Origin of the sequence: Acidovorax facilis, from assembly GCF_023913775.1 — a bacterium.
In the GTDB taxonomy this organism is placed as follows: Bacteria; Pseudomonadota; Gammaproteobacteria; order Burkholderiales; family Burkholderiaceae_C; genus Acidovorax; species Acidovorax facilis.
Map to the genome: position 1 here is coordinate 1 of NZ_JAMXAX010000062.1, position 24,821 is coordinate 24,821.

Consider the following 24,821-nt stretch of genomic DNA (forward strand, 5'->3'; position numbering starts at 1 on the left):
GACCCACAGGTTCAACAGCCGCGAAGACATGGAGCAAACCCTGCTGCGCTATGTGGCCCTGTACAACCACCAGTTACCGCAGTCAGCGCTCAAGAGCAGTACGCCGATGCAGGCGATGAAAGAGTGGTACCAGACCCACCCGCACCTGTTTCACAAGCGACCATATGATCGTACGGGATGCGACACTTAGCCTTGTACTGCGGCAGCTTTGTCAATGCGCTTGAAGAGATAATAGCTGGATCCCGTACTCATCTTCACAGATTTGATTTCCACAAAATCACTGCGCGAACGCACCAAGGCCATTGATTTATCAAGCAGTTTACCAGACGGAAAACTTTCATTGGCCACACCACCTGTCCCAGGGTCACAGGCGACAATATAGTCCGACATTTCGAGCAGACGCACCCACTCCTGCTCATCCGCGTCAAATGTAAACAACCCCCTCAATCCAATTTTCTTATTTCTCTTCTTAAAATAGTACGTAAAAAGATCATTATTGACATATCCAGTGGCCGTGTAATATATGGTCACCGGCTTATCCGCCTTCACAGCGATATCAGCCTCGAGGGCCTGAAAGATATCCTGCGAAACCTTCACTGAGTCATCACTATGAGTGGGTCTTGACCTGGGCGAAGACACTTGAATTGTTGCGTAACTCAATGCCAGAACAAACACTATTGCAATCATGCCGAAGGCATAGGCATAAAAACGCGTACTCTTGGTGCCAACCACCGATTCAAAAACCTCTACGAACCCATAGATCACCGTAAACAGAAACAAATAATAAAATGTCGCAGCAAAAAATGGATTTCCCATTCCCAGATAGGTTGGCGCAAACCATGCCATCAGCACCATCACCACCAACCCCCCCAGAACTTTGATCGAGTCTTTTTTTCTATAAAACATAAACATGCCACCAAACAGCACAATGGCGGCAGCATAGACATACAAAAACCCTCCAAGCAATTGGCGGCCATAAACCCCCGTCAGGTACATCCACAGCTTGACCTCCCAATCCCTTGAGTAGACCCAAATATCGCTGCCGGTGGCACTGCTTACATACCGCGTCAAATGCCCCCAATTCGCATAATAATATGGCAAAACGAGAATAATAGACATCACAAGGCATTGCACAGCCAGAAGTGTCGCGAACAATAAGGTGGCGTTGCGGGGAGCTGAACAACTGCGATATACAGAGAATCCCAGGGACGCCAACATCATAACGACAACAAACAGAGAGGCCGTGGGCTTGGTCATCAATGCCAGCGCGAAGATGCAGCTCAAAAACAGCCTGTCACGAAACCTGGTTTCTGCAATTGGCCGCGTCACAGCAAGAAAAACTGCAATCGCGCCAAACAACCCAGCAGGAAGATCTGGGCGAAACTCCAAAACGGTAGCCATCACAAAGTATGGTGCCAAGGCAAAAAATAAAAGAACAACCTGCGCATAAAGGCTCATGCTGCGCGTGATGTGCCTGACAAGCAGCAGCATGGCAAAAATAACAGAGGCATTCGCGATATAAGGGGCCCAGTCGCGGATCCCAAAAATAGCAAACGCAGCCGCCGCAAGCAATGTTGAGAATGGCGAATGTGGTGGATTGCGCACCAGATTCAGCAGAAGATCGAATATTCCATTTTCATAGAAAATGCGCAACCGAGTCAGGCCATCATCAAAATAGACGATGTCATCGTATCCAATGACGGTAGACAGTCGGCCATATTCATAGGAAAAATTGATCGAAAAACACGCATATATCACAGACAACAGCACCAAGAATCCTATCGAGACGCTTGACCGGCGGGGCATATTCGGAATATTCATCAGATGCTATTCAAACAGGAACCGCAGTTCCTGGCACGCTCGCCGGACTGGTTCCGGCACGTGGTGGAAAGGACAGGCTGAAGGCCATGGAAACGCTACCGCTTGATCCGGTAAACGAGATCATGGGCCACATGCTTGATCAGATAGGGTATCAAGGCACGGTGAATCTGTGCCCAACTCACCTCGTGCCCCAGCGCGCGCCTGCGTAGCCGAGCCATCTCTTCCGTGCCGATTTCGTTGATCTGCGCCGATGTTTTCTGCGCACCGTGGATGCGGAAAGCCCCGAGAAAATCGGGCAAGCGCACCATGCGGGCTCCGGCATTCCGGAAACGCTGCAGCAGGTCCCAATCCATGGCGAAACGGAAACTCTCATCGATGTGCCCGCCGGCCTTCTCCCAGATGGAGCGCCGCCAGAACAGGGTTTCCTGGGGAATGAAGTCAGCCCAGGAAAGCACCTCGTCATCGTGTGCGGGCAACACCCAGCGCCCGATCTCCCGGTCTTCTTCGTCGATCAGTATGCGATTGCCATACACCACATCCACGTCGGGGTGCTGCGCAAAATACTCTCCGACCCGGTGCAAGGCCCCGGGCATCAGTAAGTCATCGGAATTGAGCCACGCCATGATCTCGCCGCTCACACGGGCAAAACCGAGGTTGATGGCCTGGGACTGCCCTCCGTCCTTTTTCGACACCCAGCCGGCTAGGCGATCGCCGTAGAGCCGCAACACCTCCGTGGTGCCGTCCGTCGAGCCGCCGTCCTGCACGAAATACTCGAGCTTGGGGTAGTTCTGGCTGAGTACGCTGTCAAGCGTGCGGCCGACAAAATTCGCCTGCTGGAAAGATGGCGTGACCATCGAGATCGAGGGCAGCGCCCCAGCCCCTAGACTGCTGACATACGGCTTGGGCGATTCGAGCCGGCGCGGCAGGTGCTGGGTGAGAGTGCCCAGACGCGGCCGCAGGGCTGCCCGCAAATGGCGGCCGACAAAACCGATGGAGCGCAGCAACGGGGACAACGGAGGAAATGCCACACGGTACGCAGCGAGTGCGCGAGCCTGTTTCCGGATCACGATTTCCTTGCGGATCAGTTCCGCTTCCAAGGCCTTGCGAGACGTGGACGCCGGGCCGGATGAAGAGATGGCGGGCACGTCCTCCAAGCTCTTGAGCAGCGCCTGTTCCTCCGACTCGATGTCATCGATCACGTGCTGCTGTCCCAGCAGCGCCTTGACTTCATTGTCAAGGCGGCGGATCACGGCTTCCTTCGCTTCGCATTCTTTGACAAGCGTGGCAAGGTAGCCATAGTTGCGCTGCTGCACCTCGGGTGCCAGCCCACCCACAACAGCCCGCACCATCGCCAAGTCTGCAACGTCACGGACAAACAGGACGTTGCCCCAGTCGCCGGCTTGTGTCCAGGGCGCATCCCACTCCAGCGACTCCAGGCGCCCATGGCGACGGATGACCACCGAGTGGTCGTAGCCACATCCGGCGGCCCAGGTTTGCAGATCCGCCAGTGAATACAGGTTCCGGCCGCTGGTTTCCGGCAAATTGTCCCAGTACTCGGCCAGGATGAAGCGCGGGCGCAGACCCTCGAGACCGCGCAGCACGGCAAGATCGTGCCCGTCGGTATCGACCTTCAGGAAATCAACCACCTCCGGCAGTTGCTTGTCGACCACAAGCCCCCCCAGTGCGACAGTCTCCACTTCGATGGCACGCGCACTGCGCACGACCGTGATCGAATCGCCCAGGTCCGCGAGCGTATGGTGATAGTCGAGTTCCCGGCCTTCCGGGTCGATGGCAATGTGGAAAACGGCCTTGCCGAATCGCTCGGAAACAGCCTGGGCCCGCACCTCGACGCGGGGCTCGCTGGCAAAACGTGCGCTCAGATGCTCGACATGCCGTGGGAGAGCCTCGAAGGCAATCACACGCTCAGCCCCCGCACTCAAGGCCAGGTCAATGAACGAGCCACGCTCGACACCCACATCGATGACAACCGGCTTGACAAGCCGCGCCATGACATCGGCGGCCAGCCGATAGTCCAGGGCCTGTCCATGGTCTTCCTGCCGCATGTAGAAATGTTCCGCAAGCCAGGAGGCAAAGTCGCGTTCGATGCGCAGAAAAAGCGCTTTTTCTGCTGTGCTCAGATCGTCCGGCGCCGGCTGGAAAGTACGGTGCGCCGGCAGAATCATGGTCTGCACATCGTAGTCCGCCATATCGGCAGTCTGCCGCTGCGCAAAGGTTGCGTCGATGCGGGAAAGCAAAATGTCGTCGCTCTCGCGGGACAACACTTCCGCGCCGTACTTCTTGCCAAGCACCTGCCTCAAATCCCGGATGGCGTTTGCTGGGTCGCGCTCGACCTGCTCGTACCGCAATACGGCATCGGCAACGTGCATCCAGGCACGGCCAGCCTGCACCCAGGCATTGAGTTGGCCGATGTCGCAATCCGAGGAGAACTTGCGAAAGTAGCTGACCGCCGCCGTGCGGATGTCACGGTAGGAATAGATAACGCAGTCGGCCGCCTTGGCCAGCACTTCGCTGTAGTGATGGCATTTGGCAAGAACATTCCCGTTAGCCGTAGCAAACTGCTCTTCGGCAGCCGTGTCGCTGGGCTCAATCCAGACCGTTTTCAGGTTCTGATCGGCGACTATCTCGCGCGCAGCATTGAATGCCCAGGTGGTCATCGAGCGCGGCATGCCGCAGATGAGGATCTTCATTCTGAGTTCTCTTCACTGTTTGACAGTTGCAATTCAGGCCAGTGAGCCGCGCACCGGCAGCCCAAACATCCCAAGAAAGGGGGCGGACTCGTTCTCATAGTCCCAGCGGACCTCCAACGGCCCGAACCAGTCGGTCGTGTCAAGCTCCACTCCGCGATTCGACACCAGTGACTCGGACGAAAAGCCGACCCGCAACGAATACTGCCCGGCCTCGAGGCGTAAATCCATCTCGAAATCGAATGCCGACCAGTCTCGTTCGGTCGACACAATCTGCATGAACCCAAGCCTTCTGGAACTGGTGGAGTTGACGATCTGGTCATAGCGGTTCTTGACGGCAAGCACCAAACGCAGCCTCTCGACCTCCTCCCCTCCTTGGAAATAGATCCGCACCCGAATCGTATCGCCCAGGTGCACAGCGACCGTGTCGCAGCCGTTCGAATCCAAGATGCGCACAGCAAAAAGCGGCTTACCTGCCGCCACGGGGCGGGACCAGGCGGTGTCTGGCGGCAATTGCGGGAACACGGCCTCGGGATTAGGGGGCTGGACCGGAGGGGGAACCTCGCGCGGCTCTCCCCCTTCAGCGAAATAGCGCCGAATGGCCCCCTGCGTCTCCCCTGCATAGACTTGCTCACCATGGCGCAGATACACGGCCTTCTGGCACAAATCGCGCACCGTCCCCATGTCATGGGAGACGAACAACAAGGTCAGCCCCTTCTCGCGCATCTCCCGCAGGCGGTTGAAGCACTTCTGCTGAAAAAAGAAGTCACCAACGCTCAACGCCTCGTCGACGATCAGAATGTCGGGGTCGCACAACACCTGCACAGAGAAGGCAAGGCGCATCATCATGCCGCTTGAATAGCTCTTCACGGGGCGGTCGATGGCATCCCCGATTTCGGCGAATTCTTCGATTTCAGAGAAGCGAGCCAATATCTCTTCACGCGATAGGCCAAGCAACAGGCCGTTGAGCAACACATTGTCGCGCCCGGTGTACTCGGGATTGAACCCGCTACCTAGTTCCAACAATGCGGAAACCCGCCCATGGACGCTCACTGTTCCCGTCGTGGGCTGGAGGGTTCCCGTGAGAATTTCGAGCAATGTGCTCTTACCGCCTCCATTGCGACCAATAATAGCAACAGATTCACCTTGTTGAACTTCAAAATCGATATTGCGCAGCGCCCAATGCTGCCTAACGCCTCGCTCATATTTTGGCCAAAGGGCATGCAGCACCCTGGAACGGGCAGAATCAAAAATGGGGTAACACTTGCTAATGCCGCGTACTGAAATTACAGCAGTACTCATGATTCAAACCAAATCCGCAAACAAAGGCCTAAGACGTCGAAAGAAACACAATGAGGCATACGAAAAAGCAAGACTCAGCGCCATATAAGCAATAATTTCGATCGCTTCAGGCAAAATCCCTGCAAACAGGAAACTGCGAGTCCATCCTACAAGATATGTAAGAGGGTTCAATGCCAGAGCCGCCCGCAACGGTTCTGGGATGTCATCAATCGAATAGAATATGGGAGTGACAAACAACAATACATGACTGGTGATTCCAACAATCTGCCCCGTATCACGCAACATCACACCTAATGCGGAGAAAATCCAGCCAATTCCCAGCAACAGCGGGAGTACGGCAATAAAAACCAAGGGAACGAGAAGCACGGTCATTTTTGGCATACCAAACAACACTACCCAGCACAGAAGCCAGACAGCAATCCCGATTGCAGCATGCAGCAGTGCCACAATGGCACTCACTAATGGAAGAATTTCCAAAGGAAAGACTACCTTTTTGACAAAATTCTGATTACCTACAATCATTGCCGGGGCTTTTATTAAGCATTCTGAAAATGCGTTAAATACTATTAATCCAGCAAATAGGTACAGCGCATACCCGAAAGTCCCTCCGCCTCCATTCCAACGGGTTTTCAGAACTACGCCAAAAACCAACGTGTAAATGGATAGCAGGAACAGCGGATGGATCAGCGCCCACAACACGCCTCCAAGCGATCCTTGATAGCGCCCAGCGAATTCACGGCGGACCAATTCGACAATTAAGCCTGCATGTTTCATGCCTTGATCTCACGATGGCTATCAATCATTCTGGAATCCGACCATAGGTATCTTCAAGGCGGACGATGTCATCTTCACCCAGGTAGCTCCCGGATTGGACTTCAATAATTTCCAGCGGCACTTTGCCCGGGTTGGCCAAGCGATGGACGTTGCCCAGTGGGATGAACGTGGACTCGTTTTCACCTAGCAGGAACGTCTTATCGCCATTGGTGACCTGCGCCGTGCCCTTCACCACGATCCAATGCTCAGCTCGATGATGGTGCATTTGCAGGCTGAGTTGCGCACCAGGATTCACCACAATGTGTTTGACCTGGAAGCGTTCACCGCCATCGATACAGTCGTACCAGCCCCAAGGGCGATGTACCTTTCGGTGGGTCGAAGCCAGACCGCGCTTTTGCGCATTTAGCGCTTCTACTATTTTTTTTACGTCCTGGGTTTTGCGCTTATCAGCCACCAAAATGGCGTCAGCGGTTTCGACCACCACCAGGTTATCCACACCAACAGTAGCCACCAAGCAAGTTTCAGAAAAGAGCAGGCTGTCGCGGGTGTCGATGGCAAGAGTCTGACCGACATGGGCGTTCCCGCCTGCATCGCGCGGCAGAATGTCCCATAGTGCATCCCAGGCGCCTAGATCGGACCAGCCTGCATCCATCGGCACCACACAGGCCGCTATGCCGAGTCTTTTGTCGTTCGGCAGGTGTTCCATGACGGCATAGTCGATAGAGTCAGCCGGACAAGCAGAAAATGAATCACCGTGCGGGCGGGTGAAATCCATATCTCTGCTGCTAAGCTCCATAGCGGCGCGGCAGGCTTGGAACATGGCGGGCTGCAGTGCGGCCATAGCCTTGAGCCACTGGTCGACCCGCACCATGAACAGACCGCTGTTCCACAAATAGTTGCCGCTGGCGATGTATGCCTGTGCCAGTTCGAGACTAGGTTTTTCTTCAAAACTCTGAATGGCGAATGCAGCGGTGCCGTCGACGGCCTGCGACTTCTTGATGTAGCCATATCCGGTTTCTGGCCGGTTTGCCACAACGCCAAACGTCACCATGGCACCATCCCGAGCCAATGGCCACGCCTCTTCCACAGCTTGGTGTAGCTTCCCTGCGTTGGTCACAATATGGTCTGCAGGCATGGCCAGCAAAATGGCCTGGGGATCTGCAGCGAAAGCTGCTAAGGTCAAGGCGGGGGCAGTATTGCGGCCCGCAGGCTCCAATATCAGTCGTGCGGCGCCTACGCCGGCTTCATGCAGTTGCTGGGCGGCCAGGAAACGGTGTTCGCTATTGCACACCACAAGTGGTGACCTCTTTGGGATCGAGAGACTCAGTCCATCCAGACGCGTCGCCGTGTCTTGGAGCATGGAGACACCATCCCCACCCAGTGCTAGGAATTGCTTCGGATAGGTTTCACGAGAGAGGGGCCACAAGCGTGTACCCGAACCGCCACACAGAATAATAGGGAGCAAGTGATAGGGGTTCATGGATTGATGGCGTCGGCAGGACGTGCTGTCGCCGCCGTATTTCGGTGCATTTCGATGTCTGCCTCGAGCAGGGCCAGCCGCTGGTTCAAGCGGCGCACGTCGCGTTCAATGCGGGTATTTACCATGTCGGTGTGCAGCGCCTTGACCACCAGTACCACGCAGGCTAGCAACAGCAAAAGCGCAGGCGGATAGCCAAACCCTGCCCATCCGGCCAAACGGTCGATCAGGCCCGGCCAGGCTCCCAACACCGCTGCCGCTCCAGCCACAATGGCCCAGAAAAGGCCATGCATCAGATAAAGGTGATCGCGGCGTATCAAATACAAAATAAGCACGGCCAAGCTGGTGCCCATGAGTGCTGTGGTTACTTGTAAGGGTGCCATTAGGCTCATCATTCCTCCAGTTTCGGATGCGAGACGGCGTACCGTTTCCATCGCTGTCGGAGCGGCCGGTCACGAACCGCCGCGTCGCAGACACCCCAGTTGTAGAACCGCAGGGATTTTGGTCAGCGGCGATTGTAGGGCCTAGCCTTGTCGGATCTTTCGACGATGAGCAGCTTGAAATCAATGCAAACGCCCGTATCATTAGCACTCAATGCAGATGAGTGCTAACAATCTCTGCTGTAGTTGGTAGTGCCCGCATCTGCGGGCACCTTGTTGATATAGCAATCCTTTTTGTAATCAGGAGTAATGCAATGAACCTTCGCCCTCTGCACGATCGCGTGATCGTCAAGCGTATCGAAAGCGAAACCACGACCGCCTCGGGCATCGTGATCCCTGACAACGCCGCTGAAAAGCCCGATCAAGGTGAAGTGCTGGCCGTCGGCCCAGGCAAGAAGAACGACAAGGGCGACGTGATCGCCCTGAACGTGAAGGTCGGTGACCGCGTTCTGTTCGGCAAGTACTCGGGCCAGACCGTCAAGGTCAACGGCGATGAGCTGCTGGTCATGAAGGAAGACGATCTGTTCGCAGTGGTCGAGAAGTAATTCTCCCGCTGATTCGCTCATCTTTTCATAGCTGCTACTGCTTACTGGATAGGCGCTAGCGGCCAATTTGAACCCAATTTTCAGGAGCTCCAAAATGGCAGCAAAAGACGTAGTTTTCGGCGGCGAAGCCCGCGCACGCATGGTTGAAGGCGTGAACATCCTGGCCAACGCGGTCAAGGTGACTCTGGGCCCCAAGGGTCGCAATGTGGTGCTGGAGCGCTCGTTCGGCGCCCCTACCGTGACCAAGGACGGTGTGTCCGTGGCCAAGGAAATCGAACTCAAGGACAAGCTGCAGAACATGGGCGCCCAGCTCGTGAAGGAAGTGGCCTCCAAGACCAGCGACAACGCTGGTGACGGCACCACCACCGCTACGGTGCTGGCACAAGCCATCGTTCGCGAAGGCTTCAAGTACGTGGCCGCTGGCATCAACCCGATGGACCTGAAGCGCGGTATCGACAAGGCTGTGACGGCCCTGGTTGCCGAGCTGAAGAAGGCTTCCAAGCCCACCACCACCTCCAAGGAAATCGCCCAGGTGGGTTCGATCTCCGCCAACTCCGACGAAACCATCGGCAAGCTGATCGCTGACGCCATGGACAAGGTTGGCAAGGAAGGCGTGATCACCGTGGAAGACGGCAAGTCGCTGGACAGCGAACTGGACGTCGTGGAAGGCATGCAGTTTGACCGCGGCTACCTGTCGCCCTACTTCATCAACAACCCAGAAAAGCAATCCGCGATTCTGGACAACCCCTTCGTGCTGCTGTTCGACAAGAAGATCAGCAACATCCGCGACCTGCTGCCTACGCTGGAGCAAGTTGCCAAGGCCGGCCGTCCCCTGCTGATCATTGCCGAAGAAGTTGAAGGCGAAGCCCTGGCTACGCTGGTGGTCAACACCATCCGCGGCATCCTGAAGGTTGTGGCTGTGAAGGCTCCAGGCTTTGGCGACCGTCGCAAGGCCATGCTGGAAGACATCGCCATCCTGACGGGCGGTAAGGTCATCGCTGAAGAAGTGGGCCTGACGCTCGAAAAGGTGACGCTGGCCGACCTGGGCCAAGCCAAGCGCATCGAAGTGGGCAAGGAAAACACCATCATCATCGACGGCGCCGGTGCTGCTGCTGACATCGAAGCCCGCGTCAAGCAAGTGCGCGTGCAGATCGAAGAAGCCACGTCCGACTACGACCGCGAAAAGCTGCAAGAGCGCGTGGCCAAGCTGGCTGGCGGTGTGGCCGTGATCAAGGTCGGCGCTGCTACCGAAGTCGAAATGAAGGAAAAGAAGGCCCGCGTGGAAGACGCACTGCACGCTACCCGCGCAGCTGTGGAAGAAGGCGTTGTGGCCGGTGGTGGCGTGGCCCTGCTGCGTGCCAAGCAAGCTGTGGGCGACTCGGTCAAGGGCGACAACGCCGACCAGGAAGCCGGTATCAAGCTGGTGCTCAAGGCCATCGAAGCGCCTCTGCGCGAAATCGTGAACAACGCTGGTGGCGAAGCCTCGGTGGTGGTGAACGCTGTGTTGGCCGGCAAGGGCAACTACGGCTTCAATGCCTCGAACGACACCTACGGCGACATGCTCGAACTGGGCATTCTGGACCCCACGAAGGTCACCCGTACGGCCCTGCAAAACGCTGCCTCCGTGGCATCGCTGCTGCTGACGACCGAAGCCATGGTTGCTGAAGCACCCAAGGACGAGGCCGGTGCTGGCGGCGGCATGCCCGACATGGGTGGCATGGGCGGCATGGGCGGCATGGGCATGTAATGGCCGGCCGCTCCAGGTGGAACCCAGGTTCTGCCCGGTAGCCCCAAAAGAAACCCCGCAGGTTGCAAAACCTGCGGGGTTTTTTCCTTGCCGGGCCGACATCCACGGGTGAATGCCGCCGGAGCAGCAGATCGCCCCGATGGGTCGGTCAGAACCTGTAGGTCGCGCTCAGCACCACATTGCGCCGTGTCGCCCACCAGCAGTCACCACGCGCCAGACAGGTGCTCATGTACTTCTTGTCGGCCAGGTTGCTGATATTGAGCGCGTAGCGCCAGTCCTGGCTGTCGTAGGCCAGCAGCGCATCCACCACACCGGCCGCCGGAACCTCGGGCCCCGTGCCGTCGCGGAACGACGACAGCCAGCGGTACCCCGCACCGGCCGAGAAGCCGCGCACGCCGCCAATGGAGAACCGGTACACGCCCCACACGGCCGCCTGGTGGCGCGGCAGGTTTTCCAGCAGCGGATCGACGTCCGTGTAGTTGTAGTGGGCGGTCAGGTCAAACGCCGTAGCCACGCGCGCCTTGTATTCCAGCTCCAGGCCCTTGTTGCGGGTCTGGCCCACCTGCAGCGAGTTGTCGGGGTTGGTCGGGTCGGCCACCTTCTGGTTCTTTTCCTTGAGGTCGTACACCGCCGCCGTGAACTGGGTGGCGCTGCCTGCGGGGGCGTACTTCACGCCCACTTCGATCTGCTCGCCTTCCAGCGGCTTGAAACGCTGGCCGTAGGTATTGGTGCCGCTCACCGGGCTGAAGGACTCTGCGTAGCTGACGTAGGGTGTCCAGCCTCCGGCCAGCTGGTACATCACGCCCAGGCGCTTCGTGGTGTCGCTCGTGCGGTCATCTGACTGGCCCGCCAGGCTGTTCACGGCGCGGTCGTAGCGCAGGCCGGCGATGAAGATCCAGCGGCCCCATTTCATCTGGTCCTGCACATACAGGCCATTCTGGCGCTGCACGTTCTCGGGTTTCGCGATAAGCGTCGGATTCAAGACGTTGCCGTACACCGGGGCGTAGGCATCGATGGGCGCGTTGTATGCGTCGTCGGCCTCGTTTTTGTTTTCGGTCTGCCGGTTCCAGTCCACGCCCAGCAGCAGCTGGTGGCTCAGGGCCCCGGTGGTGAGATTGCCCTGCAGATGGGTGTCCACCGCGGCCATGCGCGTGCGCGTGATGTTCTTGCCGTACAGGCGGCCGATCAGCCGCTGGTTGACGGGGTCTGCACCCCAGCCGCCGGGGATAGTGAAGAAGTCGGCGTAGTGGTAGCCACCGCGATTTTCGTTGCGGGCCAGGCGCAGGTTCTGGCGCACGGCCCACGCGTCGTTGAAACGGTGCTCGAACAGGTAGCCGATGGATTCCCGGTCACTGTCGTAATAGTCGCCGGGCTCTCCGATGAAGCGGCTGATGGGCAGCATGCCGTTGGGATTGGGCAGCAGCGTGCCTGACCAGGGCAGGAACTGCGAGGTGGTGCCACTGCGGTCCTGCTGCCAATGGGCCTGCAGGACCAGCGATGTGGCCGCACTGGGCCGCCAGGCCAGGGACGGAGCGATCAGGCGGCGGTCGTCCGGCACGTGGTCCACCTGGGTATTGGCATCGCGCGCCACCGCCACCAGACGGTACGACCATTCACCATCCGCGGTGAGGGGGCCGGTCAGGTCGGCCTGCAGCTGCTTGCGGCCCCAACTGCCAAGCTGCACGCCCACTTCGCGCTGCGCTTCTTGCTGTGGGCGCTTGCTCACCATGTTGACCACGCCTGCCACCGTACCTGCGCCGAACAACATGCCCGAAGGGCCGCGAAGCACTTCGATGCGCTCCAGCGCATAGGGCTCTGCAGGGGTGGTGCTGGTGTAGTAGTTGTAGTTCTGGCGCAGCCCGTCGAGATAGGTGTCCGGGGTGCTGCCACGCACCCGGACGCTGTCGGCGCGGCTGTCCAGGCCATACGCATCGCTGCGCACCCCTGCCGCGTACAGCAGCGCGCCCTGGAACGTGGTGGCGCCCTGGTCCACCAGCTGATCGCGCGTAACCACCGTCACGGACTGGGGGGTTTCGGCCAGGGGCGTGTCGGTCTTGGTGCCCGTGGCCGCGTTGCGGGCACGGTAGCCGACCACCGGCGCGGTGGCCGATTCTTTCTCGGCGCTCGCGTCCACACGCACCTCGGACAAGGTGGCTCCCACGTCCTGGGCCTGGGCCGCGACCCAGGCGGGGACGCCTCCAAAAGCCAAGGCAATACCAATGCAGACTGCTGTCCGCTGATTTTGGAGTTTCATGATTTTCAAGAATAGAAATAAGAATGATTACTATTCTAAAAATCAAACCACACAGGTGCGCGCTTCAGACACAAGATGTCGTACAACAGCAACAAGTTGTGCTCGGGTCCCAGTGGGATTGCTTCTATTTTTATAGCTATTTGCGCTTATCAATAAAGCGCTAGAGCCACTTTTGACCAATATGCGCGCTGAGCAAGGTTGCGGCACCTCTCTGGTACCTCGGAGCCACCGCCACACCCCCACAAAAAAAAGCCCGCTGACCGTAAGGCCAGCGGGCTTGGCGCGGGCGGACTCAGAGAGAGCCCGCAGCGGCGTCGCAAAGATCAGCCCTCGCTGGGCTGCACCCACCAGTAGATCAGCACCAGCACGCCGATGCCGGTCAGCGTCAGCAGTTGCCACCAGCCCGAGCGGCCAATGTCGTGCAGTCGGCGCGCGCCCACGGCGAATGCGGGCAGCAGCAGTGCAATGGAGACGATGCCGGAGACCACGTCACCCAGGAAGCTGGCGATCACCATGACGATGATCTGGAACAGGAAAAACCACCAGAACTCGGAGCGCACGGCGCGGCCCGAGAAACCCGCGTACTGCCCCAGGCAGCTTTTGATAGCCGAAACAAAATCCATACTGAACTCCCTCTCTTTGAAACGTGAAGCCGTTGTGGCAGGGCCAAGCCCCGCGCCATGATAGGGGCGCGCAGGGCAGCAAGTCCACACGCCCAGTCACCCCACCGACTACGCCTCTCTCTGCAGGCAGACCAGGGAACAACGGATGCTTCTATTCTTATAGCTATCAGCGCTTACAGGACAAGCGCTAGAGCCCTATTTCGCCTCAAATCCTGGAAAACTCACACGGCCTTGCGCAGCGCATGCGTCTCGCGCGCCAGCTGGGTGATGCGCGCCCAGTCGCCCGCACGCACGGCGTCGGCGGGCGTCAGCCACGAACCGCCCACGCAGCGCACATTGGGCAGCGCCAGGTAGTTGGGCGCAGTGGCCAGGCTGATGCCACCCGTGGGGCAAAAGCTGACCTGGCCAAACGGACTGGCCCAGGCCTTGAGCAAAGGGATGCCGCCCGCGGCCTCGGCCGGGAAGAGCTTCAGGAACGAGAACCCATCGGCCAGCGCGGCCATGATTTCGCTGGACGTGGCCACACCGGGCAGAAGCGGCAAATTCAGGCCCTTGCAGGCGCCGCCCACTTCGGAGGTGTAACCCGGGCTCACCGCAAAACGTGCACCGGCCTCGCTCGCGCGGCGCGCATCGTCGGCGTTGAGCACCGTGCCCACGCCCACCACGGCCTCGGGCAAATTGCGCGCAATGGCTTCGATGGCGGGCAGGCCAGCAGCGGTGCGCAGTGTGACTTCCAGCACCTTCACGCCACCGGCCAGCAGCGCCTCGGCCAGGGGCAGTGCGTCTTCCACGCGGTCGATCACGATGACGGGGATGACGGGGCCATGGCTGGCGATGTCGAGAGGATTCATGGGCGTAGCGGAAGCAGAGGAAGAGTTCAAAGCCATGTGCAGGCTCCTTGTTCGGCACCGCCTGCGTGGCGGCGAAAGTTGGTAAACAGTTCCCGGCCAAAGCCGGTGGCGGGAGGCGCGGTGTACGGCGCCACGGGGCGGGCGGCCCAGGTGGCTTCGTCGACCAGCACATCGAGCGTGCCCGCCACAGCGTCCACCCGCACGATGTCGCCGTCGAGCACCTTGGCCAGCGGGCCACCGGCCAGCGCCTCGGGCGTGACGTGGATGGCGGCAGGCACCTTGCCCGATGCGCCGCTCATGCGGCCGTCGGTGACCAGCGCCACCTTGAAGCCCTGGTTCTGCAGCACGGCCAGCGGCGGGGTGAGCTTGTGCAGCTCGGGCATGCCATTGGCCTGCGGGCCCTGAAAGCGCACAACGGCCACCATGTCCTGCTGCACCTCGCCCGCAGCAAAGGCGGCGAGCAAAGCCTCTTGCGAATCGAACACGCGCGCAGGCGCTTCGATGATGTGGCGGTCTTCGGGCACGGCCGACACCTTGATCACCGCGCGACCCAGGCGCCCTTGCAGCAGGCGAAGACCGCCGGTGGGCGAGAACGGCCGGGTCACGGGGCGCAACACGGTTTCGTCACCCGACACCGCCGGAGCGCCCTGCCCGCCTGCGGCAATGCCGCCGGTGTTCACGCTCATCACATCGGGGTGCATGAAGCCGCCGGACAGCAGCTCGCGCAGGATCCATGCGGGGCCGCCTGCGGCCTGGAACTGGTTCACGTCGGCATCGCCATTGGGGTACACGCGGGCCAGCAGCGGCACGGCGGACGACAGCTCGTCAAAGTCCGACCAGTCGATCAGGATGCCCGCGCTGCGCGCAATGGCCACCCAGTGGATCAGATGGTTGGTGGAGCCGCCCGTGGCCAGCAAGGCCACCATGGCATTGACGATGCAGCGCTCGTCCACCACGCGCCCGATGGGCGCGAAGCGCGCACCGCGCTTGCCAATGTCGAGCACCGTGCGCACGGCCTGGCGCGTGAAGGCTTCGCGCTCTTCAGTGCCGGGCGGTGCAAAGGCCGCGCCGGGCACGTGCAGGCCCATGGCTTCCAGCAGCATCTGGTTGCTGTTGGCCGTGCCGTAGAAGGTGCAGGTGCCGGGGCTGTGGTACGCGGCCGATTCGGCTTTCAGCAGCTCATCGCGCCCCACCAGCCCTTGCGCGTACTGTTCGCGCACCTTGGATTTGTCCTTGTTCGACAGGCCCGTGCCCATGGGACCTGCGGGCACAAACACGCAAGGCAGGTGCCCGTAGTGCAGCGCACCGATCAAAAGGCCTGGCACGATCTTGTCGCACACGCCCAGCAGCAGCGCGCCATCGAACACGTCATGGGACAGCGCTACCGCAGTGGCCATGGCAATGGCATCGCGGGAGAACAGCGACAGCTCCATGCCGGGCGTGCCCTGCGTCACGCCATCGCACATGGCAGGCACGCCGCCTGCCACCTGCACCGTGGCGCCGTGCTGGGCGGCCTCATCCCGCAGCACGGCGGGGTAACTTTGGTAGGGCTGGTGGGCCGACAACATGTCGTTGTAGGCCGTGACCACGCCAATGTTGGGCGCCTTTTCGACCGTGATCTTGAACTTGTCGGCGCCGGGTAGCGCGGCATAGGCATGGGCCAGATTGGCACAGCCCATGCGGTCTTGTGCGGGCTTGCGGGCGATCATGGCGTCGATGCCTGCGAGGTAAGCGCCGCGGGTGTCTGCGCTGCGCTGGACAATGCGCTCGGTCACGCGCGCTACAACTGGGTGCATGGAAGTCTCCATCGGTGGGTGGCAGGACCCCGTGCATGGCGCCGGAGCCCGTTGTCTGAGGCCCTAGAATGTAACTCGATAACCACCCCACTTCAACCCATGTCCCTGCAAACCCTGCCCCTGCCGCCCTCCGAACTGGGCGAATCACCCTTCTGGCACCCCACGGAAAAATCCCTTTACTGGTGTGACATTCAGGGACAAGCAGTACACGCATGGCATCCTGAAAGCGGTCGCCACCGGCAATGGCGCGTGCCCACTGAGCCCGGCTGCTGCGCGCCAGCGGCGGGCGGACGATTGGTAATCGGGTTACGAAACGGTTTCTACCTTCTGGATACGGCGAAGGACAGTGCCGACCCCACCGCCCTCACCTGCCTGGCCCTGCTGCCACCTGATCAGCACGACACCGCTGTGCTGCGCCTGAATGATGGCCGGTGCGACACCGCAGGCCGGTTCTGGGCGGGCTCGGTCATCACACCGCGGACCGCACCAAATGCCGCGCTGTGGTGCCTGCAGGCCGATACGGCCAGTGCCACCGGCTACCGTGTGCGCCATATGGCAGGCGACAACTTCACCGCCAACGGCCTGGCCTTCAGCCCCGACAACCGCACGATGTATTGGTCCAACACGCCCGAGCATCGCATTGACCAGTTTGACTTTGATGTGACTACGGGCGCAATCACCAACCGCCGCCCCTGGGTGCAGTTTGACCGCAAGGTGGAAGGCCAACCCTACGGCGGGCGGCCCGATGGCGCGGCGGTGGATGTGGAGGGGAATTACTGGGTGGCGATGTATGAGGGGGCGTGTGTGCTGCAGTTATCGCCAGCGGGTGAGGTGCTGCAGCGCATTGCCGTGCCGGTGCAATGCCCGACCATGGTGTGTTTTGGGGGAGAGGATTTGCGGACGCTGTTCATTACGTCGGCAAGGGCGGGGAGGCCGGTGGAGGAGCAGGAGGCGGAGGTTCCTGCGGGGGCACTGTTCAGCGTGCGGGTGGAGTTGGCGGGACTGCCAGTGAATTTTCTCCAAGGACAATCGACGAGCGCAGCTTAAAAAAAGGCGCCTCACCATGAACTACACCCTTCGAGCATGTGCCGCCTTTTTCGCGGGAAGCTGCCTAGCCTTCGACGCTTCGGCCCTCAGCATAAAGGCGCTCAGGACGCACGTTGTTCAATTCCATGAGAGTGGCGTCACCCTCGCCGCAGCAGATCGACAAGCAGTGGCCACATTTGCGGAATCTCTGCGTGAAGCGGATTGGTGTCCGCTGGTCGTTGTGATCGGTGAAGCAAAGTTTCTCATCGGCAAACACAGTACCAAAACCATGGCCGAAGCCAGAGCCGCCTATGTCACAAATCTATTGAAGCGAAACGGCGTCCCAGCCCAAGTGCTCTTCTTTTTTGTCCAACCCTCGCCCACCCTATCTGCATCGGTTGAGATTGAAGCTGTGGGCTCCCCATCAAGCCCCGGGTGCAAGCACTCCAGGACAGCGGAGGGCTTTCGTCCTTCCCCGCCCGAACTCGAACCGAACACCGGCGCCCCGGCGTTCATTCGCTAGTACGTAGCAGCGCAGCCGTCGCGCCAGAGACAAGGGCAGACATAGCATCCGTGCACCAGCACGCAGTGCTTTGCTAGCGACCAACCACCCCCAGCACGTCATAACACGCCCCCATGTTGTGATAGTCCACCTTCCCCGCATTGCTCTTCTCGCGGGTGGTGTTGCGGTTGTCGCGGTGCAGGATGCGAAACCACGCGCCGTGGTCGTGGTCCACAAAGTGGGCCCAGCAGTAGGCCCAGATGCGGTCGTACCACTGCCAGTAGCGCGCATGGCCCGTGCGCACGGCCAGCACGGCTGCGGCGGCCATGCTTTCGGCCTGCACCCAGTGGTATTTGCCGTCGTCGCAGATGCTGCCGTCGGGTGCCATGCCGTAGTACAGGCCGCCGTGTTCGGCATCCCAGCCGCGCTGCACGGCGGCATCAAACAGGCGCTGCGCACAGGGCAGGTGCCAGTCGGCCGGTAGCAAGGCATCGAGTTGCAGCAGCAGCTTGGCCCATTCGGTCTGGTGGCCGATCTGGTAGCCCCAGGGGCGGAAGATGTTGCTGCGGTCGTGGTGGTTGTAGTCCCAGTCCACCGACCAGTCGGCGTGAAAATGTTCCCACACCCAGCCTTCGGCGGCAGGGGCATGTTCAGCGGTAGATAACGCGGCCTGCCGCTGGCAGATGCCTTGCGCCAATTGTTCAGCACGCTCGATGTAGCGGCGCTCGCCCGTGGCACGGAAGGCGGAGATCATGGCCTCGCAGGCGTGCATGTTGGCGTTCTGGCCCCTGTAACCCGTCAGCTGCCAATCGGGGCTGGCCTCGTCGGCATACAGGCCTGCGGCGGGTTGCCAAAAGTGCTGCTCGGCGGTGTCAAACGCTTCAGCCAGCCACTGGCGGGCTTCGGGCACTCCGGCCTCAAAGGCGCGGGCGTAAGCCAGCATCACAAAGGCCATGCCGTAGCAGTGGCGTGTGGCGTCTTGCACGGTGGCGCGGCCTTCATTCCAGTCGATCAGCCAGGCGTAGCCGCCCGTGGCGGGGTCGAGGAACGCGGTGCGGAGAAACTGCAGCGCGTGCAACATGCCGGCCTGGTAGCGCTGCTCGCCCGTGGTGCGGTACAGCATGGCGTGCGTGACCACAAAACGGGTAGCGCTGACCAGGTGGCGGGTGCGCGTGTCGTACACCGTGCCGTCATCCAGGAAGAAGTGGTACTGGCCGCCCGTGGGATCGGTGGCCACGGGGTCGTAGAACGCCATGGTGTCACGCAGATGCCGGCGCAAAAAGGCTGCGGAGCGGAAGTCCGGATAGGGCGGAATCGCCATGGGGGGTGTCTCCTGATGCGTTAGCTGTAGGCCAGAAACCGGGCAGGCCTCTGTCGGCGGGGGGGGCTGGTCTGCCGCCAGCTCTGCCCCAAAACGAGCAATTTTCCGGGGGTCAGGCCGCGCTGCGCAGAAGGCCCAGCAGGCCGGCGGTCGAGCCATCCAGCCCCGCCACATCGCCACTCTCCAGCCGCGCTTCCAGGTCCTTGGCCAGCACCTTGCCCAGCTCCACGCCCCACTGGTCAAAGCTGTTGATGCCCCACAGGCTGCCGCTCACGAAGACGCGGTGCTCCTGCAGCGCGATCAGCGCGCCCAGCGATGCGGGGGTGAGTGCATCCAGCAACAAGAAGGTGCTGGGCCGGTTGCCCGGGAAGTGGCGGTGGCCGTCTTCGCCTTCTTTGCCCACCATCAGCGCCTGGGCCTGCGCCAGGGCGTTGGCCAGCAGCTTGTTGTGGTGGCCCTCCAGGGGGTGGGTGGGCTGGCGCACGGCGATGAGTTCCAGCGGCAGCACGTCGGTGCCCTGGTGCAGCATCTGAAAAAAAGCGTGCTGGCCGTTGGTGCCCGGCTCGCCCCACAGCACGGGCGACGTGGCGTAGGGCAGCGGCTGGCCATCCAGCCCCACGCGCTTGCCATTGCTCTCCATCTCGAGCTGCTGCAGATAGGCCGGCAGGCGGCGCAGCGCCGCGTGGTAGGGCGCGATGCAGCGGCTGGTGAAGCCATGGAAGTTGCGGTACCAGATGTCCAGCAGGCCCAGCCGCACGGGCAGGTTCTGCGCCAGGGGTGCGGTACGGAAGTGCTCGTCCATGGCATGGGCACCGGCCAGCAGATCGCGGAAGCCCTCGGAGCCAATCGCGATCGCAATGGGCAGGCCGATGGCCGACCACAGCGAGTAGCGCCCGCCCACCCAGTCCCAGAAGCCGAACGTGGTGGTAATGCCCAGCGCCTGGGCGGCGTCGACATTGGTGGTCAGTGCCGCAAAGTGGCGCCCCACATCCTGACCGCCTTGCGCGGCAAACCAGGCCAGCGCCGAGCGCGCGTTGGTCATGGTTTCTGCGGTGGTGAAGGTTTTGGAGGCGATGAGGAACAGCGTGCTCTCGGGCTTGAGCGTGCGCAGTGTGGTGTGCAGCTCATGCCCGTCCACGTTGGAGACAAAGTGCAGCCGCTTGCCCGGTGCGCGGAACTGATCCAGCGCCAGCACGGCCATGTGCGGGCCCAGGTCCGAGCCACCGATGCCGATGTTCACCACGTCGGTGATGGCGCCATCCGCACGCACCGTGTCGGCATAGGCCAGCACGGCATCCAGCGTGGTGTGCACCTGGTCCAGCTTCTGCGCAATGTCCGGCCCGTCGCCGGGCAACGCCAGGCCCCGGGGCCGGCGCAGCAGCGTGTGCAGCACGGCGCGGCCTTCGGTGCTGTTGATGGGCTGGCCGCCGAACATGGCGTCGCGGTGCTGCGTGAGGCCACAGGCACGGGCCATGTCCAGCAGCAGTGTTTCAGTGGCAGCGTCCCACAGGTTCTTGGACAGATCCGCAAACACCTCGGGCGCATGCTGGCTGAAGTGCCCGAAGCGCTGCGCATCGCTGGCAAAGGCCTCCCGCAGATCCAGGCGGCTGCCATCTGCGGAGAACGCGGCCTGCAACTGAGGCCACTGCGGAGTTTGGTCGCAACGGAGGGACATGGTGGATTCAGGATGTGGGGAGGTGAAAACCGGCGAGATAGTAACTTGATTACACAATTTATCCGATAATTTTCTGCACACGAACTGTCAAAAAACGTTTTACATCCTCTACAGCTACACAATTCAATGTAACGAGATTACAATTTCCTGCCTCAGACGCACAACAACACCCTGATACGGAGACCCCATGAGTTTTGACCTTGTCCTGTTTGGTGGAACAGGTGATCTGGCCTGGCGCAAGCTCATGCCCGCATTGTTTCAGGCATTCCGGCACGGAACGCTGCCCGAAGGGGGCCGCATCATTGCCGTGGCGCGCGACGAGCTGAGCCATGAACAATACCGCAGCCTGATCCAGTCGCGTTTTGACAGCGTGGAACTGGCCAAGCGCCCCACTCCGGACGAGTTTGAACGCTTTGGCGCGCTGCTGCACTACCTGCGCATGGACCTGTCCAAAACCGAGGACTACGCCAGCCTGGCCGCCATGCTGCGCGAGCGCAATGCCGAATCGGTGGTGATGTATGTGGCCACCGCGCCCAGCCTGTTCACCAATGTGTGCGAGCAGATCGCCGCCGTGGGCCTGAACGGACCCACCACCCGCGTGGTACTGGAAAAGCCGCTGGGCCACGACCTCAAATCCAATCAGGCCATCAACGACACGCTGCGCCGCGTGCTGAAGGAAGAGCAGGTCTTTCGCATCGACCACTACCTGGGCAAGCCGTCGGTGCAGAACCTGTTTGCCATGCGTTTTGGCAATGCCCTGTTCGAGCCCCTGTGGCGGCGCGAAACCATTGCCAACATCCAGATCACCATTGCCGAAGAACTGGGCGTGGAAACGCGCGGCGCGTTCTACGACCAGACCGGCGCGCTGCGCGACATGGTGCAAAACCACGCGCTGCAGCTCCTGTGCGCGATTGGCATGGAGCCACCCATCAACTCCAGCGCCAACGCCATCCGCGACGAGAAGCTAAAAGTGCTGCAGTCGCTCAAGCCCTGGAGCATGGAAACCATCGGTCAGCATGTGATTCGCGGGCAATACGCAGCGGGCAAACACCAGGGCCAAATGGTGCCGGGCTACGCGCAGGAAAAAGGCGTGGCTGCCGGTAGCACCACCGAGACCTTTGTGGCGCTGCGCACCGAGATCAGTAACTGGCGCTGGGCTGGCGTGCCGTTCTACATTCGCACCGGCAAACGGCTGGCAGGGCGCGACGCGCACATCGTCGTCAACTTTCGGCCCGTGCCACACCCCATTTTCAGAACGCCTGCAGGTGCTGCCAACCGGCTCGTGATCAACCTGCAGCCCAAGGACGGACTGGAGCTGCACCTGCTGGCCCAGGGCGCCGCCCAGCACCAGGCCGAGCCCGCCCTGTCGCAGGTGCACCTGAACCTGGACTTTGACCAGCGCTTTGGCACCGAACGCGTGGGCGCCTACGAGCGCCTGCTGCTGGACGTGATTGCGGGGCGCCTGAATCTGTTTGTGCGCAGTGACGAACAGGAAGAAGCCTGGCGCTGGGTGGAGCCCATCCTGCAGCACTGGAAGAACGATCCGGTGGGACCACGCCCGTACATGGCAGGCAGCTGGGGGCCGAGCTCGGCCAGTGCAATGATTGCGCGCGATGGGTATTGCTGGAGTGAGGAGATGTGACCTCTTGAGGCGCGGCGCGCCTTCCCCGTATAGGGGCGACGCTCCCAGCGCGGCGGGGCGGCCCTTGCGCGGGAGCACTGGCCTATGCAGCGCGTGTTTGAGACACTGTTGGCGCAAGCAGAAAGCAAAACGGGCTCCCATCTGGGAGCCCGTTTTCATGCATGCAATCGTCGTTGCACGTCGTGTGTGGGGAAACACTCCCCATGGCAGCAGCACCCGCGAAGTGCCGCCACCATGGGAAGGCCCGCAACTGCGTCAATTACATGGCGCCGATTTCGCCAGAAGAGATCTGGCCAGTGCGCAGGGCTTCAGCAGCCTGGGCACGCACCGCAGCGCGGTCAGCGGTGGACTTGTAGGTCACCACACGCGAGCCAGCAGGCTCGATGGAGCGGGTCTGTGCCACGGTAGCGGCTTCAGCAGCCACTTCAGCGCGGGTGCGGTTCGTGTCGAACTTGGTGGCGAACTGCGAAGCATCGGCTTCGTCAGCCTGGGCACCGAAAGAAGCGAAAGCGGCAACGGCGGCGATGGAGAGGAAACGTGCGGTGTTGTTCATGATGAAAATCCTTGAAGTTAAAAAAGCGTCTCAATAAAAGCCGGGACAAAAACCGTTCTTGAACCGGGTTCGGTGAGTCGCCTTGCGGGTTCGGCTCATCGATGGGTTGAACTGTACGCCGCTGTTGGCCAGAGAAAAACCACTCAGTCGCAAACTGACTGTTCCAGTTTTGAAAACAATACTGCGAGAACTGACAGCCCACGCTGCAAAGAAAAATGCCGCCCAGGTTGCCCTGTGCGGCATGGCGCTCTGCAAAGGCGCTGGCTATACCGGCCTTGGGCCTACCAGTTCAATGGGCAGGCCATCGGGATCTGCAAAAAAGGTGAACAGCGCGCCGGTAAACGGATCGACCCGCACCGGCTCCGCCGCCACACCGTGCGCGGCCAGGGCCAGAAGGCTGGCCTCCATGTCGGCCACGCGCAGAGCCAGATGGCGCAGGCCACAGGCCTCGGGGTACGACGGGCGCGCCGGGGAGTTGGGGAAGGAAAAAAGCTCCACCTGCGTGCCATCGGGCAGTTGCAGATCCAGCTTGTACGACTGCCGCTCCGCCCGAAAGACTTCGTTCACCACCCGCAGACCCAGCACCTCGGTGTAGAAGCGGCGCGAGCGGGCATAGTCGCTGGCGATGATGGCCACATGGTGCACACCGCTGACCTGCAGCGCGGCGGGGCCGTCGCTCATCCCTCAGAGCCCGCGATGTCAAGCGCGCGCGACGCGCCATACAGCGCTGGCGTGGCGCTGGGGTCGATGATCCAGCACGGGATGGACGCGAGGTAGGGCTGAAAGCGGCCCTTGGACTCGAACCGCGCGCGGAACGAGGATTTGTCAAACCACGTGCCCAGGCGCGGCACCATGCCACCACCAATGAAAACGCCTCCGCGCGCCCCCAGGGTGAGGGCCAGGTTGCCCGCCACGCTGCCCAGAAAGCCGCAGAAAAGATCCAGCGCCTCCAGCGCCAGCACGTCGCTGGACTGCAGGGCCAGCTCAGTCACCTGGGAGGCCGAGCTGACCTCCTTGCCACCCCGCTGCGCGAGGCGGCGCAGCGCGTGGTACAGGTCCACCAGCCCCGCACCACACACAGCGCGCTCGGCCGACACATGGCCGTAGCGCTCCTGCAGGATGGCCAGCACGTCGAATTCGCGCTGCGTCTGCGCCGCCAGCGACACATGCCCACCCTCCCCCGACAAGGGCACGCCGTTGCTGGAGCCGGGCGGGAACACCAGCCCCGACACACCCAGGCCCGTGCCTGGGCCCAGCAGCGCAATCGCAGCACCCGGCACGGCCTCGCCGCCGCCCACGGGGCGCAGCAGGTCGGGCGTCAGCAGGGGCAGCGCCAGTGCCAATGCGGTGAAGTCGTTGATGACCACGAGCCGCTCGAAACCAAACGCCTCGCGCACCGCGCGCTGCGAAAAGCTCCAGCTGTGGTTGGTCATGCGGATCGCGTCGCCCGTGACGGGGTTGGCAATGCCGAAAGCCGCCTCGCGCGGGGTGGGCACACCCACTTCTTTCAGATAGGCCGCCAGCGCGGCGTCCACGGTGGGGAACTGCGCGCAGGGCAGCACCCGCGTGTCGTTCAAGGGGCCGCCCGGCTCGTTCTGCCAGGCCAGTCGGATGTTGGTGCCGCCGATGTCGGCGAGGAGGCGCTGAGGTTGCATAGGAAAAAGATGGAGGCCAAAGGTCACGCGCCCCGCTGCCCTGTGGCAGACGGCGGCCCGTGGATCGCGAATGCTACTATTTATATAGCTACTCGCGCTTTATGGATAAGCG

Annotated in this window: 20 protein-coding genes and 1 pseudogene; 6 read left to right on the forward strand and 15 right to left on the reverse strand. The window is 61.1% G+C overall.

Features of this window, described 5'->3' with window-relative positions; translation table 11 throughout:
- Positions 1–190: pseudogene (locus NFX52_RS16995) on the forward strand (IS3 family transposase); the annotation flags it as partial.
- Here the strand turns inward: NFX52_RS16995 and NFX52_RS17000 are convergent.
- The 6 genes from NFX52_RS17000 to NFX52_RS17025 form a co-directional block, all read right to left on the reverse strand.
- The gene (locus NFX52_RS17000; protein ID WP_156358610.1) at positions 187–1,821 is read right to left on the reverse strand and encodes a glycosyltransferase family protein; all 1,635 of its coding nucleotides are present in this window, start codon (positions 1,819–1,821) and stop codon (positions 187–189) included. The pseudogene NFX52_RS16995 and the gene NFX52_RS17000 overlap by 4 nt on opposite strands.
- Before the next feature lie 95 nt (positions 1,822–1,916).
- Positions 1,917–4,529 (reverse strand): FkbM family methyltransferase, encoded by a 2,613-nt coding sequence (locus NFX52_RS17005; RefSeq protein WP_082437315.1) that lies wholly within the window; start codon positions 4,527–4,529, stop codon positions 1,917–1,919.
- Positions 4,530–4,562: 33 nt separating this feature from the next.
- Complete coding sequence (locus NFX52_RS17010; protein ID WP_055395170.1) at positions 4,563–5,828, reverse strand: ABC transporter ATP-binding protein; 1,266 nt, start codon at positions 5,826–5,828, stop codon at positions 4,563–4,565.
- A 3-nt stretch (positions 5,829–5,831) separates the two neighbouring features.
- Positions 5,832–6,602: an ABC transporter permease gene (locus NFX52_RS17015; RefSeq protein ID WP_055395168.1), complete on the reverse strand. Its 771-nt coding sequence runs from the start codon at positions 6,600–6,602 to the stop codon at positions 5,832–5,834.
- A gap of 25 nt (positions 6,603–6,627) precedes the next feature.
- Positions 6,628–8,082 (reverse strand): mannose-1-phosphate guanylyltransferase/mannose-6-phosphate isomerase, encoded by a 1,455-nt coding sequence (locus NFX52_RS17020; RefSeq protein ID WP_055395166.1) that lies wholly within the window; start codon positions 8,080–8,082, stop codon positions 6,628–6,630.
- Positions 8,079–8,462 carry a DUF2304 domain-containing protein gene (locus tag NFX52_RS17025; protein WP_055395164.1) on the reverse strand — a complete coding sequence of 128 codons (384 nt, stop codon included), beginning with the start codon at positions 8,460–8,462 and terminating at the stop codon, positions 8,079–8,081. Before NFX52_RS17025 ends, NFX52_RS17020 begins: the two co-directional genes overlap by 4 nt.
- Before the next feature lie 311 nt (positions 8,463–8,773).
- Here NFX52_RS17025 and NFX52_RS17030 point away from each other — a divergent pair, with 311 nt between their 5' ends.
- Entirely contained in the window at positions 8,774–9,064 is a 291-nt protein-coding gene (locus NFX52_RS17030) for a co-chaperone GroES (RefSeq protein WP_055395161.1), read from the forward strand.
- Positions 9,065–9,158: 94 nt separating this feature from the next.
- Complete coding sequence (gene groL, locus NFX52_RS17035; protein WP_055395159.1) at positions 9,159–10,811, forward strand: chaperonin GroEL; 1,653 nt, start codon at positions 9,159–9,161, stop codon at positions 10,809–10,811.
- Between the two features lie 148 nt (positions 10,812–10,959).
- On the opposite strand, the gene NFX52_RS17040 is transcribed toward groL, so the two are convergent.
- The 4 genes from NFX52_RS17040 to edd form a co-directional block, all read right to left on the reverse strand.
- Entirely contained in the window at positions 10,960–13,065 is a 2,106-nt protein-coding gene (locus NFX52_RS17040; protein ID WP_055395158.1) for a TonB-dependent siderophore receptor, read from the reverse strand.
- 323 nt (positions 13,066–13,388) lie between these two features.
- Positions 13,389–13,688 carry a DUF805 domain-containing protein gene (locus NFX52_RS17045; RefSeq protein WP_055395156.1) on the reverse strand — a complete coding sequence of 100 codons (300 nt, stop codon included), beginning with the start codon at positions 13,686–13,688 and terminating at the stop codon, positions 13,389–13,391.
- Between the two features lie 221 nt (positions 13,689–13,909).
- Complete coding sequence (gene eda, locus NFX52_RS17050; RefSeq protein ID WP_055395154.1) at positions 13,910–14,575, reverse strand: bifunctional 4-hydroxy-2-oxoglutarate aldolase/2-dehydro-3-deoxy-phosphogluconate aldolase; 666 nt, start codon at positions 14,573–14,575, stop codon at positions 13,910–13,912.
- Positions 14,566–16,335 carry a phosphogluconate dehydratase gene (edd, locus tag NFX52_RS17055; protein ID WP_055395152.1) on the reverse strand — a complete coding sequence of 590 codons (1,770 nt, stop codon included), beginning with the start codon at positions 16,333–16,335 and terminating at the stop codon, positions 14,566–14,568. Before edd ends, eda begins: the two co-directional genes overlap by 10 nt.
- A gap of 99 nt (positions 16,336–16,434) precedes the next feature.
- On the opposite strand from edd, the gene NFX52_RS17060 reads away from it, so the two are divergent.
- On the forward strand, positions 16,435–17,382 hold the full coding sequence (locus NFX52_RS17060; RefSeq protein ID WP_055395150.1) for an SMP-30/gluconolactonase/LRE family protein: 948 nt from the start codon (positions 16,435–16,437) through the stop codon (positions 17,380–17,382).
- Positions 17,383–17,398: 16 nt separating this feature from the next.
- On the forward strand, positions 17,399–17,884 hold the full coding sequence (locus tag NFX52_RS17065; protein WP_156358609.1) for an OmpA family protein: 486 nt from the start codon (positions 17,399–17,401) through the stop codon (positions 17,882–17,884).
- A 73-nt stretch (positions 17,885–17,957) separates the two neighbouring features.
- Here NFX52_RS17065 and NFX52_RS17070 read toward each other — a convergent pair whose 3' ends face one another.
- On the reverse strand, positions 17,958–19,184 hold the full coding sequence (locus NFX52_RS17070) for an AGE family epimerase/isomerase (protein WP_055395148.1): 1,227 nt from the start codon (positions 19,182–19,184) through the stop codon (positions 17,958–17,960).
- Positions 19,185–19,296: 112 nt separating this feature from the next.
- Complete coding sequence (gene pgi / locus NFX52_RS17075; protein ID WP_207402032.1) at positions 19,297–20,859, reverse strand: glucose-6-phosphate isomerase; 1,563 nt, start codon at positions 20,857–20,859, stop codon at positions 19,297–19,299.
- Positions 20,860–21,046: 187 nt separating this feature from the next.
- On the opposite strand from pgi, the gene zwf reads away from it, so the two are divergent.
- Positions 21,047–22,501, forward strand: a complete 1,455-nt coding sequence (gene zwf, locus NFX52_RS17080; protein ID WP_055395144.1) for a glucose-6-phosphate dehydrogenase — start codon at positions 21,047–21,049, stop codon at positions 22,499–22,501.
- A 259-nt stretch (positions 22,502–22,760) separates the two neighbouring features.
- Here the strand turns inward: zwf and NFX52_RS17085 are convergent, their stop codons facing one another.
- The 3 genes from NFX52_RS17085 to glk form a co-directional block, all read right to left on the reverse strand.
- Positions 22,761–23,054, reverse strand: coding sequence for a hypothetical protein (locus NFX52_RS17085; RefSeq protein WP_055395142.1), 294 nt, complete (start codon positions 23,052–23,054; stop codon positions 22,761–22,763).
- A gap of 264 nt (positions 23,055–23,318) precedes the next feature.
- Positions 23,319–23,735 (reverse strand): SMU1112c/YaeR family gloxylase I-like metalloprotein, encoded by a 417-nt coding sequence (gloA2, locus tag NFX52_RS17090; RefSeq protein ID WP_055395140.1) that lies wholly within the window; start codon positions 23,733–23,735, stop codon positions 23,319–23,321.
- Positions 23,732–24,709, reverse strand: coding sequence for a glucokinase (gene glk / locus NFX52_RS17095; protein ID WP_055395138.1), 978 nt, complete (start codon positions 24,707–24,709; stop codon positions 23,732–23,734). The genes gloA2 and glk overlap by 4 nt, the downstream gene beginning before the upstream one ends.
- Positions 24,710–24,821: the final 112 nt, after the last annotated feature.

Coding starts and splice junctions, on each gene's coding strand:
- edd (WP_055395152.1), bottom strand. CDS start 16,335: ATGCACCCAGTTGTAGCGCGCGTGACCGAGCGCATTGTCCAGCGCAGC.
- NFX52_RS17040 (WP_055395158.1), bottom strand. CDS start 13,065: ATGAAACTCCAAAATCAGCGGACAGCAGTCTGCATTGGTATTGCCTTG.
- NFX52_RS17070 (WP_055395148.1), bottom strand. CDS start 19,184: ATGGCGATTCCGCCCTATCCGGACTTCCGCTCCGCAGCCTTTTTGCGC.
- pgi (WP_207402032.1), bottom strand. CDS start 20,859: ATGTCCCTCCGTTGCGACCAAACTCCGCAGTGGCCTCAGTTGCAGGCC.
- NFX52_RS17030 (WP_055395161.1), top strand. CDS start 8,774: ATGAACCTTCGCCCTCTGCACGATCGCGTGATCGTCAAGCGTATCGAA.
- NFX52_RS17045 (WP_055395156.1), bottom strand. CDS start 13,688: ATGGATTTTGTTTCGGCTATCAAAAGCTGCCTGGGGCAGTACGCGGGT.
- NFX52_RS17085 (WP_055395142.1), bottom strand. CDS start 23,054: ATGAACAACACCGCACGTTTCCTCTCCATCGCCGCCGTTGCCGCTTTC.
- gloA2 (WP_055395140.1), bottom strand. CDS start 23,735: ATGAGCGACGGCCCCGCCGCGCTGCAGGTCAGCGGTGTGCACCATGTG.
- NFX52_RS17060 (WP_055395150.1), top strand. CDS start 16,435: ATGTCCCTGCAAACCCTGCCCCTGCCGCCCTCCGAACTGGGCGAATCA.
- groL (WP_055395159.1), top strand. CDS start 9,159: ATGGCAGCAAAAGACGTAGTTTTCGGCGGCGAAGCCCGCGCACGCATG.
- NFX52_RS17015 (WP_055395168.1), bottom strand. CDS start 6,602: ATGAAACATGCAGGCTTAATTGTCGAATTGGTCCGCCGTGAATTCGCT.
- NFX52_RS17000 (WP_156358610.1), bottom strand. CDS start 1,821: ATGAATATTCCGAATATGCCCCGCCGGTCAAGCGTCTCGATAGGATTC.
- NFX52_RS17010 (WP_055395170.1), bottom strand. CDS start 5,828: ATGAGTACTGCTGTAATTTCAGTACGCGGCATTAGCAAGTGTTACCCC.
- NFX52_RS17020 (WP_055395166.1), bottom strand. CDS start 8,082: ATGAACCCCTATCACTTGCTCCCTATTATTCTGTGTGGCGGTTCGGGT.
- NFX52_RS17025 (WP_055395164.1), bottom strand. CDS start 8,462: ATGGCACCCTTACAAGTAACCACAGCACTCATGGGCACCAGCTTGGCC.
- glk (WP_055395138.1), bottom strand. CDS start 24,709: ATGCAACCTCAGCGCCTCCTCGCCGACATCGGCGGCACCAACATCCGA.
- NFX52_RS17005 (WP_082437315.1), bottom strand. CDS start 4,529: ATGAAGATCCTCATCTGCGGCATGCCGCGCTCGATGACCACCTGGGCA.
- eda (WP_055395154.1), bottom strand. CDS start 14,575: ATGGCTTTGAACTCTTCCTCTGCTTCCGCTACGCCCATGAATCCTCTC.
- zwf (WP_055395144.1), top strand. CDS start 21,047: ATGAGTTTTGACCTTGTCCTGTTTGGTGGAACAGGTGATCTGGCCTGG.
- NFX52_RS17065 (WP_156358609.1), top strand. CDS start 17,399: ATGAACTACACCCTTCGAGCATGTGCCGCCTTTTTCGCGGGAAGCTGC.